14 protein-coding genes are annotated in these 18,432 nt (G+C 46.8%); 5 read left to right on the top strand and 9 right to left on the bottom strand.

Translation table 11 applies throughout. The features are described from left to right. Nucleotides 1-5 precede the first annotated feature (5 nt). From LP107_RS05225 to LP107_RS05240, 4 genes are all read right to left on the bottom strand, one after another. On the bottom strand, nt 6-761 hold the full coding sequence (locus tag LP107_RS05225) for a tRNA(His) guanylyltransferase Thg1 family protein (protein WP_078273049.1): 756 nt from the start codon (nt 759-761) through the stop codon (nt 6-8). Continuing rightward, nucleotides 743-1,195, bottom strand: coding sequence for an ATP-binding protein (locus LP107_RS05230; RefSeq protein ID WP_078273048.1), 453 nt, complete (start codon nt 1,193-1,195; stop codon nt 743-745). Before LP107_RS05230 ends, LP107_RS05225 begins: the two co-directional genes overlap by 19 nt. Beyond that, nucleotides 1,195-1,980, bottom strand: a complete 786-nt coding sequence (locus LP107_RS05235; RefSeq protein WP_078273047.1) for a hypothetical protein — start codon at nt 1,978-1,980, stop codon at nt 1,195-1,197. Before LP107_RS05235 ends, LP107_RS05230 begins: the two co-directional genes overlap by 1 nt. A gap of 186 nt (nt 1,981-2,166) precedes the next feature. Beyond that, complete coding sequence (locus LP107_RS05240; protein WP_264676336.1) at nt 2,167-3,327, bottom strand: MFS transporter; 1,161 nt, start codon at nt 3,325-3,327, stop codon at nt 2,167-2,169. A 598-nt stretch (nt 3,328-3,925) separates the two neighbouring features. On the opposite strand from LP107_RS05240, the gene LP107_RS05245 reads away from it, so the two are divergent. Beyond that, nucleotides 3,926-4,822, top strand: a complete 897-nt coding sequence (locus LP107_RS05245; protein WP_078273046.1) for a LysR family transcriptional regulator — start codon at nt 3,926-3,928, stop codon at nt 4,820-4,822. A gap of 58 nt (nt 4,823-4,880) precedes the next feature. On the opposite strand, the gene accC is transcribed toward LP107_RS05245, so the two are convergent. The 5 genes from accC to xseA all read right to left on the bottom strand — a co-directional run bounded on the left by accC (nt 4,881) and on the right by xseA (nt 10,786). After that, a complete protein-coding gene (gene accC, locus LP107_RS05250; protein ID WP_078273045.1) occupies nt 4,881-6,224 on the bottom strand; it encodes an acetyl-CoA carboxylase biotin carboxylase subunit in 1,344 nt (447 codons plus the stop codon). A gap of 10 nt (nt 6,225-6,234) precedes the next feature. Continuing rightward, the gene (gene accB, locus LP107_RS05255; RefSeq protein ID WP_078273154.1) at nt 6,235-6,663 is read right to left on the bottom strand and encodes an acetyl-CoA carboxylase biotin carboxyl carrier protein; all 429 of its coding nucleotides are present in this window, start codon (nt 6,661-6,663) and stop codon (nt 6,235-6,237) included. A gap of 848 nt (nt 6,664-7,511) precedes the next feature. Then, complete coding sequence (locus LP107_RS05260; protein ID WP_078273044.1) at nt 7,512-8,123, bottom strand: LOG family protein; 612 nt, start codon at nt 8,121-8,123, stop codon at nt 7,512-7,514. Nucleotides 8,124-8,280: 157 nt separating this feature from the next. Continuing rightward, complete coding sequence (locus LP107_RS05265; protein ID WP_078273043.1) at nt 8,281-9,225, bottom strand: DMT family transporter; 945 nt, start codon at nt 9,223-9,225, stop codon at nt 8,281-8,283. 55 nt (nt 9,226-9,280) lie between these two features. Next, nucleotides 9,281-10,786, bottom strand: coding sequence for an exodeoxyribonuclease VII large subunit (xseA, locus tag LP107_RS05270; protein WP_158079579.1), 1,506 nt, complete (start codon nt 10,784-10,786; stop codon nt 9,281-9,283). Nucleotides 10,787-11,174: 388 nt separating this feature from the next. Here xseA and LP107_RS05275 point away from each other — a divergent pair, with 388 nt between their 5' ends. The 4 genes from LP107_RS05275 (at nt 11,175) to LP107_RS05290 (ending at nt 18,401) form a co-directional block, all read left to right on the top strand. Continuing rightward, a complete protein-coding gene (locus LP107_RS05275; RefSeq protein WP_112742415.1) occupies nt 11,175-11,948 on the top strand; it encodes a Nif3-like dinuclear metal center hexameric protein in 774 nt (257 codons plus the stop codon). A gap of 514 nt (nt 11,949-12,462) precedes the next feature. Further along, a complete protein-coding gene (gene ptsP, locus LP107_RS05280) occupies nt 12,463-15,345 on the top strand; it encodes a phosphoenolpyruvate--protein phosphotransferase (protein ID WP_264675893.1) in 2,883 nt (960 codons plus the stop codon). Next, on the top strand, nt 15,251-16,327 hold the full coding sequence (locus LP107_RS05285; RefSeq protein ID WP_244893619.1) for a 1-phosphofructokinase family hexose kinase: 1,077 nt from the start codon (nt 15,251-15,253) through the stop codon (nt 16,325-16,327). Before ptsP ends, LP107_RS05285 begins: the two co-directional genes overlap by 95 nt. Nucleotides 16,328-16,724: 397 nt before the next feature. After that, complete coding sequence (locus tag LP107_RS05290; RefSeq protein ID WP_112742413.1) at nt 16,725-18,401, top strand: fructose-specific PTS transporter subunit EIIC; 1,677 nt, start codon at nt 16,725-16,727, stop codon at nt 18,399-18,401. The last annotated feature ends 31 nt before the right edge of the window (nt 18,402-18,432 follow it).

An 18,432-nucleotide genomic window follows, 5' to 3' on the forward strand; every position in this document is an offset into this window, starting at 1 on the left:
TAAATTTAACCGAGCATACCCCCAATCATTTCACGATACTCATCATAAATGGGCAGATTATCATCAATGGCCAAGGTTCTGCGTAAGGCGGTTGTCTGCTCGCCTGTTTTGGGGTTAAAGCCGTCTTTTTGAACGTCTTGCCAATATATCCCCACACCACGCTTTTGCCAATTTGGTATGTCATTAAAGTTAATGCCGTTTTGAAATAGTAGTTCATGCTTTTCGCCTACTGATTTGTATAATAAAAAATCGGCACTTGCTTTTGGTGATTGTCCTTGTTTTCTAAGTAGCCAATAACAATGCGTGTTTAAGCCGTTTCTCTGAGCGTCTTTTTGTCGCCAGCTAAAATAATCCTGCACGAGCTTTTGAGTTGGCAATTCACAAATGCGAGCGTCAAAACTTGCTGGGGCGTTCATGATAAGACTAAATACCCCACTTGCTTCGCCTGCCAATAGTGAGATGATTTTGCGAGTTTTGCGGTTAAAACTGTCGTCATCGATGTGCAACAGCAGAGAAATCTCATCGCTTTGGGTGTAGCCATAGACTACACGAAAGCCAGTATTCATCAGGTGTTCGGTGGTTTTGGTCATGGCGTGATGAAAGGTGTCATCAAAAGGACGGTTGAGCTGCCAAACATCGTCTGCCTTTTTGGTAAAGCCCCGTCCGTCTAGTCGCACGACCATATGAACATCTGGCAAGACAAAGCTGTCATGTAAGGTTTCGTATTGACGTAATCTTGTGTCTAATTCGTTAAATCGCATACATACTCCTGTACTTCAAAGTCGCCACCAGTATTTTTTACCACAAAAATCTTATCAAAACCTTCATCAAAATCAGGTCGGCTAAGCACTTTGGCAACTGATTTTAGTCCTACTTCAGGGATTTTGGCTTTGCCGTGTCGTCTGTTATTATTGGCAAGTGCTACATCAAACGGCACATCAAAATAATAGGCGATGACTTTAAAATGATGAGTCTTTGCCAAACGGATATAATCCGCTCGGACATCTCTGGTCGGATTGGTTTTGTCTATCACGGTGGGGGTTTTGCTGTCTAGGCACGCCCCAAACAGCCGTTTTTCACGGTGAGCAGTTTTTAGCATATCGCCATTTAGCCGAATATGCGTATCAATAAACCGCTCTTTATAAAACGTGGATTTGCCCGCCCCTTGCAAGCCGATAAAAATGATAAGCTCCATTAGGCTTCTTTGTCGCCCGCCTTATTAGGGTTGTCTTTTTCGGTGATGATGGGATTATTTGGGTCGCCAAAGCTCAATATATCACCAAAGTTGGGCTGTACTTTTAAGATAAGCTGTTCTTTTTTGACCACGCCGTGATTGACCTGAGCTTTTTTTAGGTAATTTTTGATGTTCTCGGGGAGCCAACGTCCGATTTCTAAGTAGATGACGTTACCTTTATACTCGATAAAGGGCTTGCCTTTGAGTTTGGGCGACAGCGACAACAAAAAGGGCAGGGGGTCTTTTCTAAGTAGGGTGCGATAGGCAGGCACGGCAAACTTGATGGCAGGGGTCTTCCACCATGATTTGCTGTGCAGGGTGATGATGTCGGTGTTAGAGATTTGTTCAAAGGCGAACCGCTGAACATGACGGTCAAGACGAGCTTCGGTGAGTTTAAAATTACAAGCCACCGACAGGTGCATGTCTAGCACATCTGCTGTGCAGTAGAGCCTTAAAAAGCCATCAAAAAGTTCAAGGCGTAAATCTAGCACCATGCCGACATTTTGCACCACAAATTGATTTAAGGCGTCATTGATCTGCTCCTGACTGCCTGTTACATAAATCTCATCAACCAAATCGCTTGCGGTGTTAGTGTAGCTGTGTTTGATGTTGGTTAGGATATTTTGAATGCTGGTGGCGATGTTGTCAAATAAATTTTCGTTTTCAAAGGCGAACCCTGTTTGCTCAAATCCTGCTTGTTCGCCAGAAAAATCCGCCTGCGTGCGACTGTCGTAAGTGTTATTCATAAATGCTAAAAATAAAAGGGAAATAAAAAGTTGTACTATTGTAGCAAAAATTCGGTAAAAATGGGTAGATTTATGTGCAAATCGGGTAAATAACAATCCATCTGGTGCTGTAGGTTAATTTTTGATTAAATGTAATTTTTTATATGTCATTTTAAAAGGTCTGTTCATTGAAAATACCTTTTATCATCACGCCTTTTTCATAAGACCCATTACCACGCCTAACGCCAGCAGTTGCACGCCAAAGATGGTCAGTACAGCATAGAGCCACCCACCATGAGCGTAGGCGATGGCACAGATCCACGCCCCGATACTACCCCCACCATAGTAGCCCATGTAGTATAGTCCTGATGCCAGCGAACGTCCTTCTTTGACATGGCTTGTGATGTAGCTGATGGTCGCCGACTGCGTAATGAACACCCCTGATGACATGATGGTCAAGCCGATGATGATGAGTGGTAGGGGGGTGGATAACGTGATAAATAGCCCTGTGATGGAGCAGATAACGGCAAAGATGATAGTGTCCGTCATGCCAAAGCGAGCGATGATTTTGGCAGACAAAGGGGTGATGACCATGCCGATGAGATACAGAGCAAAGATGTTCGCCAGATGAGACGGCAAGAGTCGATAAGGGGCATCGGTTAGGTGTAAGTTGATAAAGGTAAAACAGCCCACCAGGCTAAACAGTACACAGCCACCGAGTAGGCAGGCACTCACGAAATGGCGGTTTTTGGTGTGGGATAGGAGCAGGCGTAGGGCGTCTTGGAAGTTTTGGCTTTTTTTAAAATGTTGTGATTTGGGCAGGCTTTTTAGTACCCACACCGCCCCCACCAAGGTCAGTACTGCCATGACCCCATAGCCCCACCGCCAGCCTATCCATTCGTGCAAATGTCCTGCAAAGAACCGTCCGCTAAATCCACCCAATACCGTGCCTGCTACATACAGGCTCATCATGCCAGCGATGTTATCACTGTACTCTTCGCCAATGTAGGCAATGAGTACCACCGTGATACCAGGGACGGCAAGCCCCTGCAAAAACCGCCAAAAAGTCAGCCCGTCCACCGACCTTGCCATGCCGACCATGAAAGTAGGAATGGCGAGCATGAGTAGCGAGCCGATGATGAACCGCCGTCGCCCAAAGGCGTCCGAGAGCATGCCCATAAAGGGCGACATCAGGGCAATTGCCATGACTGTTGCCCCGACCGCTAGCCCCACTTGCACTTCGCTTGCCTGCAAGTCCTGCATGAGTACCGGCAAAATCGCCTGCACTGAATAGACCTGTAAAAAGGCAAAAAAGCCAATCATGGCAATGGTGAATTTCTGGGTAAAAGTGGGATTGTGGGCGGTCATGACATTATCAAAGATAGTAGGTAACATAGGGCGTGTCTACCATTGATAACATTTTTATAAAATAAGGTGAAAGCTTAACGTTTTAAATCAATTTTTGCATGGAAAATGGCTATCCGACCACTTAATCGTATAAATTTTTAAGATTTTAACTTAATTTTTTAAAATTAAGTGGTTGGATTGTTTTTTATCATCAAAATTCTTGTTGATATTTCAATAGACTTCTTTTCAAACCCCGATTTTTATAGATTTTTAAAAACTTTAAACCCAGTGTTTATAAGGGTTTATTCTTAGTTTGGAAAGAGATTTAATATTAACTGCGGACTTTTTCTTGAAAAACGTGCGATTTTTCTCATTTTTCATTGCAAATACCAAAGGCAGGCACGCCCTAATATTGTATCACAATTTAATGGGAGTAAGACAGATGTGAGACATTTATTAGAAAACCGCTTAAACTAATATTTTAATCATTTTGTCTTATTTATTTTTTAAAAAACATAACCAAAAGTAAATAAAGTTATTACCAATCCCCAAAAATTTGGTATAATATTGTACTGACAACTTTGTCATAATACGATAATCATTTACGCAGGAGTGCGACATGAATACCACCAATTTATCCACGTTCATCACCGTCATGCAAACTGGCAGTATCTCAGGTGCTGCCGAGAAACTGTTTATTACCCAGCCTGCCGTTTCCAAGCGGATTAAGAGCTTAGAAGATGAGTTTGGCACGGCACTGTTTGACACCATCGGGCGTGGCATTATCCCCACGGCATCGGCTCATGAGCTACTGCCCTACGCTAAAAAATGGCTTGAAGACTATGAAAGCTGTAAAGCCAGTCTGCTTTACTCAAAGGAAGTGGCGACGGGGCGACTGGTCATCGGCACCAGTCATCATATCGGACTGCACCACTTGCCCCCTGTCTTAAAGCAGTTTATCCAAACCTATCCGTCTGTTCAGTTAGAAGTGCAGTTCATGGACAGCGAGACGGCACACAAGGCGGTGCTAGAAGGCGATGTGGCATTGGCATTTTTGACCTTACCCCCGACTTTTGACAGACGACTGGCGTATCATACGCTGTGGTCTGACCCACTGTATTTTGTCACGGGGGTACTAAGCCCATTGGCACAGCAGTCGTCCGTGAGTCTCTTGCAACTGGCACGTCATCCTTCGATTTTGCCTGCGGCGAATACTTTTACCAGTCAGATTACCTTGGCTGAGTTTAATAAGCACAACCTACGCCCCTTTGCCACCATGAGTACCAATCCGTTAGAATCCATCCGTATGCTCGTGTCTGTGGGACTGGGCTGGTCGGTGCTACCTGAGACACTCATTAATCAAGATTTGGTAAAGATTGATTTGAAAGAAAACATCGAATTACAACGGCATTTGGGGTTGGTTATTAATCCTAACCTAACTCGCTCCTCAGGCACAGATGCCTTACTTGATATGTTAGGCATTAAAGATGTGCAGAGTGAAGAGAATCAGGCGTAATAATAAAGAACCTTGGTGAGAGCCAAGGTTCTTTATTGGTTTGTTAAAAAGTGATGAGTTAGTTGCTCTTTAATAAATGATTTTCCAAATAATGAATGTTTTGGGCTTCTTCGGTAAAGGTTTCATCTTGCAATATCACATCACGGTGCAAGGCAGTATTGGTCTTAATGCCTTCGATGATGAGTTCATCTAGGGCATGGAGCATTTTTTGTACGACCTGTTTGCGAGTTTGGGCGTGGCAGATGAGCTTACCAATCATCGAGTCATAGTAGCTAGGAATGCTGTACCCTTGATACAGATGACTGTCAAAACGCACGCCAGAACCGCTTGGGGCGAATAGATTGTCAATGCGACCAGGGCAGGGCATAAAGGTCTTGGGGTCTTCGGCATTGATACGGCATTCCATGGCATGACCGTGAATGGTAATCTCATCTTGATGATAGGACAGACCATAACCTGCGGCGATTTTAAGTTGTTCGACAATGATATCAATACCCGTAATCATCTCGGTCACAGGGTGCTCAACTTGCACACGAGTATTCATCTCGATAAAGAAAAACTGCTCATTTTCATACAAAAACTCAAACGTCCCCGCCCCACGATAGCCGATTTGTTCGCACGCACGCACGCACGCATCTAAAATCGGCTGTTTGATGTCATCAGGAATGCCAGGGGCAGGGGCTTCTTCTAGCACCTTTTGGTGGCGACGTTGGAGTGAGCAGTCACGGTCAAACAGATGTAGGGCGTTGCCATTGCCATCGCCTAGGACTTGGACTTCTACGTGGCGTGGGTTTTTCAAAAACCGCTCCATATAGACCGTATCATCGCCAAAGGCGTTTTTGGCTTCGGTTTTGGCGGCTTGGACTTGATTGATAAGCTCTTCAAAACGCTCGACCACACGCATGCCACGACCGCCCCCGCCAGCTGCCGCTTTGACGATGAGTGGAAAGCCGATGGCACGAGCTTGCTCTTCGGCATTGTGTAGGGTGATGGCACCGACTGAGCCAGGGACAGTGGGTACGCCTGCTTGTTTCATGGCATTGATGGCAGAGACCTTGTTACCCATCAGGCGGATGTGGTCAGGGTGGGGGCCTACAAAAGTCAGCCCTGCTTCTTCGACCTGCTCGGCAAAGTCGGCATTCTCGGACAAAAAGCCATAACCAGGGTGAATGGCATCCGCCCCCGTTATCTCGGCAGCGGTCAAGATGGCAGGGATGGACAGATAGCTTTGGGTGGATGGGGCATCGCCAATGCAGACCGCTTCATCACAAAACCGCAGGTGCATCAAATCCTTGTCCGCCGATGAATACACGCCTACCGTCTGTATGCCAAGCTGTTTGCACGCACGTACGATACGCAGGGCAATCTCGCCACGGTTGGCAATCAATAACTTCTTAATCATAACTCACCCGTTAGGCTTTGTAGCGAATGACAGGTTGCCCAAACTGCACCACGTCAGCGTTAGACACCAAAATCTCTTCAATGATACCGCTTTGGGTGGCTTCTAGGGGGTTCATGATTTTCATGGCTTCGATGATACCAAGCTGGTCGCCTGCTTCTACTTTTTGACCGACTTTGACAAAAGGTGGGTCGTTCGGACTAGGGGCGGAGTAAAATACCCCAACCATGGGTGATGTCTCAACCTTACCGCTTGGGGCTTTGGGTGTGGGGGCGACAGCAGGGGTGCTATTTGATGAAATGACGGCTTGGGGGACGGCAACGGTTTGCACCGCCACGTTACGGGTCAGATGAACATAGCTGTCATCGTTGCCCAGTTCTAGGTTTGCCAAATCTTTTTCTTCCATGAGTTCAATCAACTCACGAATCTGAGCGATGTCAATGGTAGCATTCGTTGCCGTCTGTGTTTTTGTGGATTGGGAAGTTGGTTTTTGGGTGTTTTTTAGAATGCCCATGCCGTCACCTTATAAAATGTAAAAGTTTATTGTAACAAATTTTTTCAAAATCGCCTAGTGGCAATCATCGGCGTTATTGTTAAAATCGCTAACGCAAAAATTTGTGTTATCATCAGGTGCATAGTGTACATACGTACGAATATTTTGCAAGTATTTTTTGCTATTTTGGGCAAATTTTTTACAAAATGGGGTAAATTGGGCAAAATAAAGATAAGATTTGGTTAGGGCGTGCCCACCCTTTATAACACTATTTACAATTTGGAAATATTTTAGAAAAAACTAATCGTTTTTGCATGAAAAATGGCTATCCGACCACTTAATTTTTAAAATTAAGTTAAAATCTTAAGATTTATCAGATTAAGTGGTCGGATGTTTTTCATAATAAAAACTTGTCTGATAGAAAACTCATAGCCTTTGTTTTTCCTTGAAAAACGTGCGATTTTCCTCCTTTTTCATTGCAAATACAAAAGGCAGGCACGCCCTAATTTTTAATCGTTTTTAACCGTTTTTAATGATTCGATTGTTGATGAATGCCCTTTAAAATTTTTCTTTATAGATTGGGATTGGGCTTGTAGGGGATGCTGGTTTTGTGTTCATACATCATTGCACATGCTTTTGGACAGGTTTTGTAGGGTCAAATTGCAATTTGCCCTATGTAACGTCTTGATTTTTGGATAAATATGATTTGTTCTTACACGTTTAAATTTAGAATATGTCTTTAATTGCAAATAACAGTTTTAAATCAACAGCCCACATTCAGCCAGTATCACACAACATCAAGAAACAATCTCATCAAGCCACGCTGGTCTGACCCATTTAGGAGCGTCAATGAATTTAAAATTTGCCATTTTGTGCAGTAACTCTTCGCTGTTGTCGGCGATGCACAAAAGCTGTAAATTCTCTTTGGGCATAAATCCGCTCTTAGCAGTCTTGGCGAGCATGTCAAGTAGCGGATCAAAGAAATGAGCGACATTTAATAAACCGATGGGTTTGCAGATGAGATTAAGCTGAGTGATGGACAGCACTTCAAACAGCTCTTCATACGTCCCCAAACCGCCTGCCATGGCGATAAAGCCGTCCGCCAGTTCGATGAGCTTGGTTTTGCGAGTGACCATGTCGGGGGTTTCGATGAGTTCGGTCAGTCCCAGATGGGCGACTTCTTTTTGTTTTAAAAAGGTAGGAATCACGCCAATGACTTCCCCGCCATGCGACAACGTGCTGTCGGCAAGCGTTCCCATGAGTCCGACATTGCCCCCGCCATAGATAAGGCGGATATTATGATGGGCAAGGCGTTCGCCTAGGATTTGGGCGTGATGATAATAATCGGGAATCTCACCAAAGTTAGAACCACAATAGACGGTGATGTTATTTAGCTTGATGGCAGACATAAAAACTCGCTATATTTTTACTTATTTATCAAGGTAATTTGTGGGCGTTGTTACAAAAAAATTCAAATGACATTTATAAAACATTTTGTCAAAACAATAAATACCCTAATTTAACAAAACTTTGATAAAAAATCAATGATGGCTTGGGTGGTATGGTTTATCTAGATGATTTGAACAAACGATTTTTTAGCACGCCCACATAACGCCATGGCTGTACTGTACCAAGCCCCATGCCGATGAGTCCTAGCACCATGACACTGTTTAGGGGTTCGCCCAAGAGTGGCACGGCAAGTAAGGCTGAGATAAATGGGGCAAGACTGGCAAGTCCGCCAGCGAAAAATGCCCCAAGTCGCTCCACCGCCAGCGAATACGTCATCGTGGCAAATATCATCACCATGACGCTATGAAACGCCCCTTGGATGATGGCATGCGACAAAGATACGCCACCAAAGCCCAAACCGCCCACGCCCAGATACAGTAGCACGCCATAGATGGGCAGGTAGAGTATCGCCGACCAGATGGCGGTGCTACACATGACTTGCCATGCGCTAAATCCCCATTCTTTTAGCATGATACCATAACCTGCCCAACAGCAGGCACAGATGACAAACAGTACATCGCCCACGCCAAAGGACAAGCCCTTGATGAGCATGAGAGCGGTCATGAGTGTGAGTGTGATGATGATAAGGATGAGTGCGATTTTGGTGTCGTGGTCGGGGCGTTTTTTGAGCAGTAGGAGCATGAGTAGGGCGGTGGCGACAGGTATCATGCCATTTAAAAACACCGCCCCATGCACCACAGGGGCAAGCAAAAAAGCACTGTACACAAGCGAGCTATAACCGACCCCGCCAAACAGTGCTAAGATGACGGCTTTGGGTTGCCACAAAAACGCCGTATTTTGTCGATAGATGAGTATGGGCAAAAGTAGCCCCGCCGACACGCCAAAACGCACGGCGATGATGTCCCATGCCAAAATGCCCCAACTGGCGTTTAGGCGAGCAAGCAAGCTAAAACTGCCCCACACTAGCATGGTCAGTACGATACAAACGTAGCCTTGGGCGGTGGGCGATAGCTGACAAAACAGCTGGCGTAAATGGGTCATGAACACTACCAAGTGATGGATAGATGGGTGGACAAACGGGCGATACAAAAACTGCCTATTTTACCACAGCCTTGACACGCCCGTCATGAAATTCGATGTCAATCTTACCTTGTTTGATGGCGTTCGATGAGCCAATGACATGCCCGTCTTGATGGATGAGTGCGTAGCCTTTGGTTAGGGTGCGGGCAGGGTGTTGCACCAAAATCATGCTTTGTAAGTGGCGAGTTTTATCACGCAAGGCGGATAAGCGGGGTAGTAGTGCCTTGTGCTGAGATAGGGTGTGAGCGGTGGTTTGGCGAGCGTGCTTGATGTGTTCGTGAGCGGTTTTGTGCTGACGGGCGAGCAGGTCGCTGATGGTTGATGAGAGTGTGTGGGTGCGGTATTTGGCATGACTGCTTAGCGTGCTTAACAAAAAGTCGCTGTCTTTTTTGGCAAGTTTTAGAGTTTGGCTTGCCCCATGATGGACGCTTTTCATGGCAAGATGGCTTTGCTCTTTGGCATGGTGCAGGCGAGTGCGACTGATGTCACTGATGGTGATCATGGCGCCTTTGGCAAGGGCGACCATGGCGACCAAATGGTTTTCGATGGCTAAGATGACCTTAGATGGCGTGTCAAAGCGAGTGTGTGCCACTTCATCAAGCAGTACCTTATCACGCTCATGCCCGATACCGACCCACACAGGCATGGGCGATTCGGCAACCAATGCCGACAACTCATAGTCATTAAGATACGCCAAATCGCCCACCGCTCCGCCCCCACGGATGATGACGAGCAGGTCGGCATGATGGGCATGGCTGGCATAAAACTCACCGATGGCGTGTGTGATGGCTGTTCTTATCTCGCTTGGGGCGTGATTGCCCTGAAACGTGGCGTGATGATAATAAAACTGGCACGCCCCTGTCTGTGCCAATCTGTCCGCTTCGGCGCGAAAATCGCCCAACCCTGCCGCCTGCTCGGGGGCGATGACGATGACGTGACGGATGTCAAAGGGGGTGGGCAGGGCTTTATTTAGGGCGGTCAGTCCTTCGTCATGTAGGCGTTTTAGCATGGCGCTATAAGCCTGAGCCAACGCCCCGAGGGTGTAGGTGGGGTCGATGTCGCTTATGTTAATGCTAAACCCATACTGCGGATGAAAACTTGCCGAACCTTTTATCAGCACCGCCAGTCCTGCCGAGAGCGGTTTGCCTGTCTCATGGGTGAATTTGCCGATAACCGCATTTGCCCGATATCGCCACAACGTCGCCCGAGCACTGGCGATGATGTTGCCGTTGTCGTCCTTTTCGGCAAGCTCAAAATAATAATGCCCGCCCTTGGTATTGACCGCTCGCAGTTCTGCTTGTATCCACACTTCATGGTCAAAGGTATCGCTGATGACCAGTTTCACCGCTTCTAGGTAGCTACTGAGCGATAACTGCACCCCTGCCAATGTCGGCTCATCAGATACGCCATTCATCTCATCGGCGATGGCTTGGTGTAGGGCATTGATGTTGGTACTGTTTTGGGTTTGTGCTAGTCTGTCTAGGTTTTGGTCTAGGGTGGTCAAAATGGCTTTGTGGTTCATGGTGGCTGTTTTAAAGTAAAAAGGTAAAAAGCATTTAAAAGGGCAAAATAACACTGGAGCGTGTTGAATGTTGGTATTTGCCATGAAAAATGAGAAAAATCGCCCGTTTTTCATGCAAAAACATCATTTTATTACTGCAATATTTCTAAATATTAAATTGTGTTATAAATGTTCAACATGCCCTAATTAAAACGGTAAATTTATCGTATTTATAAAAATGCTATTAATGTTTGGCACGCCCTAAGATTGTAACAGATTTTTGATGATTTATGAATGCTGATGATGGCAAAGGGGCAGGTTTTAATTTAAAATTGCCAAAATGCCATAAATAACGTAACATAGCAAAAACTTTGAATGATTTTAAATGAGTAACGCACAAAGGCACACCATGAGCAAAAACACCCCAATTACCCCCACCAACTTAGCAAAATTTTGCGATGAATACCTACAAGCAAGCGAATTTAACGACTATTGCCCCAACGGTCTGCAAGTCGATGCCGATACGCCCATTAGTAAAGTCATCACCGGCGTTACCGCTTGCCAAGCCTTGATAGATAAGGCGATAGAGCTAAACGCCCAAGCGATATTGGTACATCATGGCTATTTTTGGAAAGGCGAGCCTGCCCCACTGATCGGCATGAAAGGCAAACGCATTCGCACTCTGCTCCAACACAACATTTCGCTCATCGCCTATCATCTGCCCCTTGATGCTCACCCTGTCATCGGCAATAATGCAGTGCTTGCCGATGAGCTTGGCTTGACCATCACAGGGGCGTTATACCCCCATGAAAAACACCCTGTGGGCAATTTTGCCACGTGTCCGCCCACGACATCTGCCGATTTTGCCAAAAAAATTGAGCAAGTGTTGGGACGCATGCCCCTGCACATCAGCGATGACCCTAACCGCACCCTAACCAAAATCGCCCTATGCACAGGCGGCGCCCAAGACATGATAACCCAAGCTTATGCCATGGGTTGTCAGGCGTTTATCTCGGGGGAAGCGTCCGAGCGTACCACGCATTTGGCACGAGAACTGGGCGTGGATTACTTTGGGGCGGGTCATCACGCAACCGAGCGGGGCGGTGTCAAGGCGTTGGGCGAGCATTTGGTGGACGTGCTTGGGCTTGATGTGGTTTTTGTGGATATTGATAATCCTGTTTAAATGGATATTTGCCAATGATGTTTTTAAAAAATGCCCCATTTACAACGCCATATAACGGATTGATTTATCAAGGGCAAATGGGATTTGTCCCTACAACCCAAAAATGACATAATTATCAATTATCTACCATTTTAAGTTGGAATTAAAGTAAAAACAACATTTGCAAAAGTATCTCATTTGGCTTGTCTTTTTTGGTATTATTTTTTAAAAAATAATGGTAAAATTAGCCGATTTTTGTTTGTATTGTAAAAATTTTTAAAATTTATTAGGGCGTGTTGAATATTGGTATTTGCCATGAAAAATAGGAAAAATCGCCCGTTTTTCAAGGGAAAAAACTTGAGGCTGTGAGTTTTCTATCAGACAAGTTTTTGACTTCGAGCCACAAGATTTAGCCATTTTTCATGCAAAAATTGATAAAAGCGTTAAATTTTCATCATTTTAATAAATAATGTTATCAATGTTCAACACGCCCTAAACAATATTTTAAATTATCCTTTATCTTATAAGGAAATCTATGTTAAATCTTACCGCCACTGACGTGCGTATGAATGCACAGGCTACCAATAAAGACGAAGCCTTATCCCTACTTGCCAAGATATTGAGCGAAGACGGACTGGCGACTGCCGATTATCTTGCAGGACTGCAAGCCCGTGAAGCACAGACCAGTACCTATCTGGGGCAGGGGATTGCCATTCCGCATGGCACGCCAGAATCACGCTCTTTTGTGCAACAAACAGGGGTGCGACTTGTGCATTTTGCCGATGGCGTGGTGTGGAATGATGACGGCGAGCGAGCGTATTTGTTGGTAGGGATTTGTGCCAAATCCGATGAGCATTTGTCCATTTTAAGACAGCTAACCAAAGCCTTGGGCGATGACATCGAAGAGCGTATCAAGCATGCCACCAGTGCCGATGAGCTATTGGCTATCTTGGATGGCACGGGCAATCGCTCGCTTAGCATTCATGAAAATCTCATCAAAACTGACATCAACGCCAAAGATGCTGATGAGCTGTATGGGGTAGCGGTGTCGCTACTAAAACAGCAAGGTAAATTAGTCATTGCCACAGGCATTCGCCCCAGTTTTACCAAGCTCTCAGAAGCCATCTACTGTGCGACCTTAGAGCATGATGAACTGGTTGCCGAACCTGCCTTTGCCTTAGCGGTCGCCAAAGAGGTGGTTAAACTGGGTCATGATGACATGAGGGTATTGGCGGTCATCGCCAGTAACCAAACGGTAAATCAAGATAAGCTGTTGGCGTTGTATGATGTGCTGTTGTCGGCAGAGTTTGGTGGCAAATTACAACATGCCAGCCTGCCCGAGTTGGTGACATTTTTGGGGGCGGACAAGGCGGAGCATTGGCAATCGGCAAGTGTGGTACTGCCCAATGCTCATGGGTTGCACGCACGCCCTGCCACTGCCTTATCCGAGCTTGCCAAAGGAGTGATAGGCGAGCTAAAAGTGGCGGTGGACAATGGAGTATACGTCTCCGCCAAGAGCCTAACCAAACTACTCTCACTGGGGGCGACACGGGGGCAGAGCCTAACATTCATCGCCGAGCCGAATACCGATGCGGTCGAGTATCTACCCAAGCTTATCCAAGCGGTGCAAGACGGACTGGGCGAAGAAGTAACACCGATAAGTAATAGTCAAGCAAACAGCCAAGAAAGTGGTAAAGAAAATCATGAACCTGCCGTGCTTGACTTGACCGATAACACCGCCATCATCAAAGGCGAACGCACACACGCCACGTCAGCGTCAGCGGGACTGGCTCATGGCGAAGCATTCGTGGTACGTCAAGTGCGGTTTGATTATCCTGTCCAAGGGGGTGATAAGGCGAGCGAGTGGGCGAGCTTGCAACAGGCGATTGGGTCGGTCAAAGATGAGCTAAAAGTCATTGTTCAGACTGCCAAAAAAGCGTCGATTGCTCAGATTTTTACTGCTCATGTGGCTCTGCTTGATGATGAAGAAGTCACACACGGGGCAAAAGACGGTATTGATGATGGGCTATCGGCAGCGGCGGCATGGCATGCTCATATTGAGCAGTTGGCAAAAGTGCAGGCGAGCGTTGCCAATCATCTGCTTGCCGAGCGAGCAGCGGATTTGCGAGATGTGGGGCAAAAAGTGCTTGCCAAGCTAACAGGTCAAGCGGTTGCAACCGAGCCTGCCGAGCCTTATGTGCTTATCAAAGAAGACCTGCTACCGTCTGATGTGGCATGCCTAGACCCTGCACGAGTGGCAGGCATTCTCACGGCGGTGGGTGGTGCCAGTTCGCACAGTGCCATCGTCGCCCGAGCGTTGGGTATTCCTGCGATTGTGGGGGCAGGTAAGGGCGTGCTTGACATTAACGATGGCGAGCAGGTGCTGATAGATGGCGGTCAAGGCTGGTTTATGGTTGCACCAACCGATGAAATGGTGGCGGTCGCCAAAGCCGAGCAAGCAAGTTGGGCGGAGCGTAAACGCCTAGCCAGTGAGACTGCCCTAAACCCTGCCATCACCCAAGACGGTCATCAAGTGGAGATTGCTGTTAATTTGGGTAATGTCTACGATACCAAGATGGCGGTAGAGAGTGGGGCAGAAGCAGTGGGGCTACTGCGTACCGAGCTTGTGTTCATGAGTCATCAGAGCGTGCCTGACATTGATACTCAGGTGGTGGATTACACGCAGGTGTTTGATGCCTTGGACGGTCGTCCGCTCGTGGTGCGTACCTTAGATGTCGGTGGTGATAAACCGTTGCCATATCTGCCCATGCCGTTTGAAGACAACCCATTTTTGGGGGTGCGTGGCATTCGCTTGACCCTAAGACAGCCTGCTTTATTGGAAAATCAGCTCATCGCCTTGATTAAAGCGTCCAAGGGGCGTGATTTGCGTATCATGTTCCCCATGGTGGGTAGATTAGAAGAGTGGCATGATGCCAAAGCGATACTAGATAAAGTGCTGAGCGATTATCCCTATGATAAGCTCCAAGTGGGTATGATGATAGAAGTGCCAAGTGCGGCGGTCATGGCGGATATTTTTGCCAGTGAAGTGGACTTTTTTAGCATTGGCACCAACGACTTGACTCAGTATGCCCTTGCCATTGACCGTGGTCATGCTACGCTCTCAAAGGATGCTGACAGTCTGCACCCGAGCGTACTTAGACTTATCCAAAACACCGTTGCCAACGCCCATGCTCACGGCAAGTGGGTGGGCGTGTGTGGCGAGCTGGCAGGCGATGAGCGAGCCATACCGATATTGGTGGGGCTAGGTGTGGACGAGCTGTCCATGTCGGCAGGTAATATCGCCCTTGCCAAGGCAGTGGTGCGTGAGCTTAACTTTGCCGATTGCCAATACCTTGCCAAAAAAGCCCTGTCCTGTCGCACCGCTGGCGAAGTGCGTGCTTTGGCGATGGGAGTGTAATATGCAAGTGCTTTGTATTACCCTAAACCCTGCCATTGACATGACGGTCAGTCTTGATGTGCTAACGCTTGGGGCGGTGAATCGTGCCTTATCCAGTCAGATGGATGCTGCGGGCAAAGGTCTAAATGCTGCTCAGATTTTGGCGGATTTGGGCGTGAATGCCGTTGCCACAGGGTTTTTGGGTGGTGATAATGACGGTATTTTTAACCGACTCTTTGATGAGCGTGATGCCCTAAACCACAGTGAGAATCTAGGTTGGGTTACTGACAGCTTTGTGCGAGTGGCAGGCATTACTCGCACCAACATTAAACTTGCCGATGTGGTCGATGGTATCGGTCGTACCACAGATGTCAATGGTCAGGGCTTTGTGGTGACCGAGACGGACAAACTGCACTTTTTTGATCAGGTGGCAGAGCTTGCCCCTGCTTGTGATGCGGTGCTGATTGCTGGCAGTTTGGCGACGGGTTTTGGTTTGCCTGACTTTGACCATTTGCTTGCTCTGCTGACAAATATCCATGGCAAAGTGGCGGTTGATGTCAGTGGCGAGGCTCTAAAAATCGCCATGCGTTATCCCTTGTGGCTTATCAAGCCCAACAACGACGAGTTGTTTGAAGCCTTTGGCATACGTGCCGATGGGCTAGATGAGCAGGTGGCACTCTTTGATGAGATTCATAGCCATATTGAGCATGTTTTTATCTCGATGGGCGAAAAAGGCGTGCATTGGTTACGTCAAACCCCTAATGGGCGTGAGATGTATGGGGCGACACCGCCTGTCATGATTGTCAAAAGTACCGTGGGGGCGGGTGATACCTTTACTGCGGGTATGATTTTTGGCTTGCTCCGAGAAGATGAGCCAACCAAGGCATTGGCAAGGGCGACTGCTTTATCGGCTCATGCGGTCTCCATCATTGGCTTTAAAGTGCCAGAGCAGGACGTGCTAACTGACTTAATTGAGCAAGTTGCTGTGAAAAAATTGGCTTGATCTAGGGCGTGCCTGCCTTTTATAACACTATTTACAATATAGAAATATTTTGGAAATAAAATAATGTTTTTGCATGAAAAATGGCTAAATCTTGTGGCTCGAAGGCAAAAGTTTGTTTGATAGAAGACTCACAAACTTCACTTTTTCCTTGAAAAACGGGCGATTTTTCACATTTTTCATTGCAAATACAAAAGGCGGGCATGCCCTAAGTTTGGGCTGAATTGAATTTAAAAATTAAAACCCTGTTCTCAACTTTGTATAAGCGATTGATTTATCAAGGGCGAATTGCAACTCGCCCCTACAACCAGAAAAATAATCATTGAAAAATCAATAATTTGTAAATTTAAGTTGAGATTGAAGTAAATTAAAATTAAAAATTGAAAAATAGGCAAACCCTATGACAAACAAAACTTATGCCATTAGTGTGGCGGATAATTCTGCTTATGGCTTGCTCATTGCTAAGCAGTTGGTTGCCAGTTTGCAAAAAAATGGCATTGATGCACAATTTACCACAGACCAAAACATCGCTCATGGTGTGAGCGTGGTCATCACTGATGATGAACGAGCCAGCACCGAGCAGGTCATTTATCTAAATCAGCATGAGCTTGACTCAGCCAAATTTGGCGATGTGGATTATTTAAATACGCTACTCACGCCTACCCAAACCGACCAAGCGGTTTTAAAGTCGGCAAATTCATCGGTGCGTAACATCGTGGCGGTAACCGCTTGTCCGACAGGGGTAGCTCATACCTTTATGTCGGCAGAAGCGATTGAGAACTATGCCAAAGCACAGGGCTGGAACATCAAGGTGGAGACTCGTGGGCAGGTTGGCGTGGGTAATGCCATTACGGCAGACGAAGTGGCACAGGCGGATTTGGTGTTTGTGGCGGCGGACATTGACGTGGATTTGTCTAAATTTAGTGGCAAAAAAATGTACCGCACGTCCACAGGGTTGGCACTCAAAAAAACCGAGCAAGAATTTACCAAAGCCTTTCATCAAGCAAGTGTCTATGGCGGCACCCAAAGTGCAAGCACGGCAGGCGAGAGCGATGAGAAAAAGGGGCTGTATAAGCACCTAATGACAGGCGTGTCGCATATGTTGCCACTCGTGGTGGCAGGTGGTTTGCTCATTGCCATGTCCTTTATGTTTGGCGTGGAAGCCTTTAAAGATGAGAGCATTGCCTTTGGCTTACCCAAAGCACTTATGGACATCGGTGGCGGTGGTGCGTTCGCCTTGATGATAGCGGTGTTTGCCGGCTATGTGGCTTACTCTATCGCTGACCGCCCCGGTTTGGCGGTGGGTCTGATTGGTGGTATGCTTGCCAATACCGCAGGGGCAGGGATTTTAGGCGGTATTATTGCTGGTTTTTTGGCAGGTTATACGGTCAAGTTTTTAAATGATGTCATCAAACTACCTGCCAGTTTGACGTCCTTAAAGCCGATTTTGATATTGCCGTTATTGGGTTCGCTCATCGTTGGTCTGCTCATGGTCTATGCGATTAATCCGCCTGTGGCGGCACTCATGACCGCCCTAACCGAGTGGCTAAAAACCATGAATGACACCAATGCCATTATCTTGGGGCTGATTTTGGGGGCGATGATGTGTACCGACATGGGTGGCCCTGTGAATAAGGCAGCTTATACGTTCTCAGTGGGTATGATTGCCTCAGGGGTGTTTACACCGATTGCGGCGGCAATGGCAGGGGGCATGGTGCCGCCTATTGGTATGGCGATAGCGACGTGGATTGCCAAAAATAAGTTCAATGACAATCAGCGTAACGCTGGTAAAGCGTCCTTTGTGTTAGGTCTGTGCTTTATCTCAGAAGGGGCATTGCCTTTTGTGGCGGCTGACCCTGCTCGTGTGATTATCGCCTCTGTGGTTGGTGGGGCATTGGCAGGGGCGATTTCTATGGGGCTTGGTATCGGGCTACAAGCACCGCATGGCGGACTGTTTGTGATACCGTTCGTCTCACAACCACTCATGTATCTGGTGGCCATTACGGTCGGTAGTCTGGTAACTGGTATACTGTATGCCTTTATTCGCCAAAAAGAACCACAAAAAGCGGTGGCATAATGATAAAAACCCTGTCTGTTGGCAGGGTTTG

The sequence above is a fragment of the Moraxella bovis genome (genome assembly GCF_025985205.1).
Taxonomy (GTDB): Bacteria; Pseudomonadota; Gammaproteobacteria; order Pseudomonadales; family Moraxellaceae; genus Moraxella; species Moraxella bovis.